Here is a 2516-nt window from a genome sequence, read left to right as displayed (position 1 = left end):
TTAGTTTTCTATCACTTTCAACTGCCTCCTTCCTATCAGTTTTCGTATTCGGTCTCTTGGTGCGCATGGAGTCGCCTCTCAACTCGATTTTATAGGCGTTATGCAAGAGCCGGTCGCAGATGGCATCAGCCAGGGTCGGGTCGCCGATGTTGGGGTGCCAGTCTTGGATGGGGCACTGGCTGGCTACGATGGTGGCTCCTGCCTGGTAGCGATCCTCGATTACCTCCAGTAAGTCTCTCCGTTCGCTATCTGTCAGCTGGGTAAGTAGGAAGTCATCGATAATCAGTAATTGCACGCGGCTCAGCTTGGCGAGGGCTTTGAGATGGGAGCCGTCTCCGCGTGATTGTTGCAGGGTTTCAAACAGCCGGGGAGCCCGCATGTAGAGCACGGTATAGCCTGTCCGGGCGGCGGCGTTGCCCAAGGCACAGGCTATAAATGATTTGCCAACACCGGTTGGACCGCTGATTAACACGTTATGGTGGGCGGTTATCCACTGGGGATTAGCCAGCTCCAGTATTACCTGCCGGCTGAGTCCCCGGGATACTCCATAGTTGATATCCTCCAGTGAGGCTTCCTGACGTAGTTTGGCCTTCTTGAGGAGCCTCCGAAGCCTCAGATTATCCCGGTACAGCTTCTCATCCTGTACCAGCAGTCCCACGAAGTCGTCATGAGATAGAGCTGCCTGTTGCGAGTCGGCGAGCCTTTCCTCAAGGCTTCTCGCCATACCGGTAAGTTTGAGCGAGTACAGAATAGACATCGTTTGTTGATTAAGCATAGTTCCTACTCCTTTCACTGATAATATTCCTGTCCCCTGATATTTTGATGCGGCAGCAGCCCAGCTATTGCAGGTCGTTCGCTATCATAGTGCCGGTCGAGTCCGGCGGACAGGATAGCCTTCATCGACCGGTAAGAGCATGAATTAAACTCAAGTGCCCGGCGTGCCGCCGCTTCGACACGAGGGGGATCGTAATCTCGTGTCAGATTAATAATTCCCAGGCATGCTTTGTAACCCTGCTCCGGGTAAGGGCGCGTGGAGAGTACTTTTTCTACCAGCCTGGCTGTCGCCTCCCCGGTCTTACCGGCCCACTGGATAAACCGGGCCGGGTTCCACTCGGCATAGTAGCGGTGTGACGGCGGCATGTGTTCCGGTAAGGTGGTGTAGTCATTTTTAGTGTAAAGCCGGACATGGGCAGCGACACGCTCTCCTTTGTGGAAAGCCTCTACAATCGTCGTTGTCAGCCGGATGTCCAATCTCTCATGCAAAAGCTGGTAGGGCACACTGTAGTAATGGTGGTCCACTTCAATATGGTAATTCAGCTGTACCTTAGCCTTATACCATTCGGCATACTCGTAATGTCTCTGAGGCAGCGGCAGGGCATTGGTCCGGTCGAGAGTCTCAAATAGCTCTCTGCGTGATTTCTTCAGCTTTCGCATGGGGCGATTGTTGAGACGCTCCAGGCACTCACTAATGGCGACATTGAGCTCGGCTAGGCTGTAGAAGGTGCGATGACGTAATACCGCCAGTATCCACCTCTGGGCGATGAGTACCCCATTTTCGACTTTTGCCTTATCCCTTGGCTTCCTGGGACGCGCCGGCAACACGGCGCAGCCGTAGTGCTCCGCCATATCGCTATAGGTCGGATTTAGCTCCGGCTCGTATTTGCACGCCTTGCTGACGCCGCTCTTTAGATTATCCGGCACCAGCACCCGGGGGACACAGCTGAAATACTCTAACGCCCGTTTGTGGGAACCAATCCATTCCGGCAGGGTCTGGGATAGAGTTGCCTCGGAATAGGAGTAGTTGGAAGCACCCCAGACAGCCAGGAATAACTGGGTGAGTATCAACTCGCCGGTGACCGTATCGACGATAGACAGTCCATCGGAGTAGTCGATGAATAGCTTTTCACCGCCGCGGTGCTCCTGGCGCATAACGTAATCCAGCTTGCCCCGCCACCGCCAGTAATGCTCGCAGAATTGGGTGTACTGGTAGCCGTCAGGGTGGCTTTGCTTGTATTCCAACCATAACTGGGAGAGCGTCAGATTGAATCTCCGGTAGGTACGCAGCTCGTTGTAGATGTATTCGCAGTCTGGCGCGGGACGTTTAACCGTACTCGGTATATGCTCAGTGGGGTATAGACGCTCTTCAAGCTGGGTTTGAGCGAGTGATGAAGCTTCTGGCCAGGTCAGCCTTGCTGCCGCAGCTCTCCTGAGATAATCAGCTACCGTGCTCCGGGATACCTGGCAGCTTCGGGCTATTTCTCGTTCGCTAATACCGCAGTCATATTTTAACCGCAGAACCTCTTTAATCTTACGCATGGACAATCTCCTGTTCGGCATAGATCACCTCCAAGAGTGATTCTATGCCATTGTATTGTCCAGCGCCCTTCCAACAGGGGTGGCCGATTTGCTCCGAAAGGGTGGCCTACTTTACTCCGAAAGGCCGGCCGGTTTGCTCCGAAAGCCTGGCTTTTTTACTCCGAGAAACGCAACGCATCACCGCAGATACCGCCCTGCGA

At 54.1% G+C, this 2516-nt stretch carries 2 protein-coding genes; both read right to left on the bottom strand.

Going from position 1 to position 2516, the window contains the following annotated elements; genetic code table 11:
* A partial coding sequence (gene istB, locus WC600_19335) for an IS21-like element helper ATPase IstB (GenBank protein MFA4904880.1) occupies window positions 1-757 on the bottom strand: 757 nt, incomplete at its 3' end.
* 32 nt (window positions 758-789) lie between these two features.
* Complete coding sequence (gene istA / locus WC600_19330; GenBank protein ID MFA4904879.1) at window positions 790-2316, bottom strand: IS21 family transposase; 1527 nt, start codon at window positions 2314-2316, stop codon at window positions 790-792.
* Between the last annotated feature and the right edge of the window lie 200 nt (window positions 2317-2516).

Source organism: Desulfobaccales bacterium, assembly GCA_041648175.1.
In the GTDB taxonomy this organism is placed as follows: Bacteria; Desulfobacterota; Desulfobaccia; order Desulfobaccales; family 0-14-0-80-60-11; genus 0-14-0-80-60-11.
The sequence above is the reverse complement of the archived record's forward strand: the minus strand, read 5'-3'. Positions and strand labels throughout refer to the sequence as shown.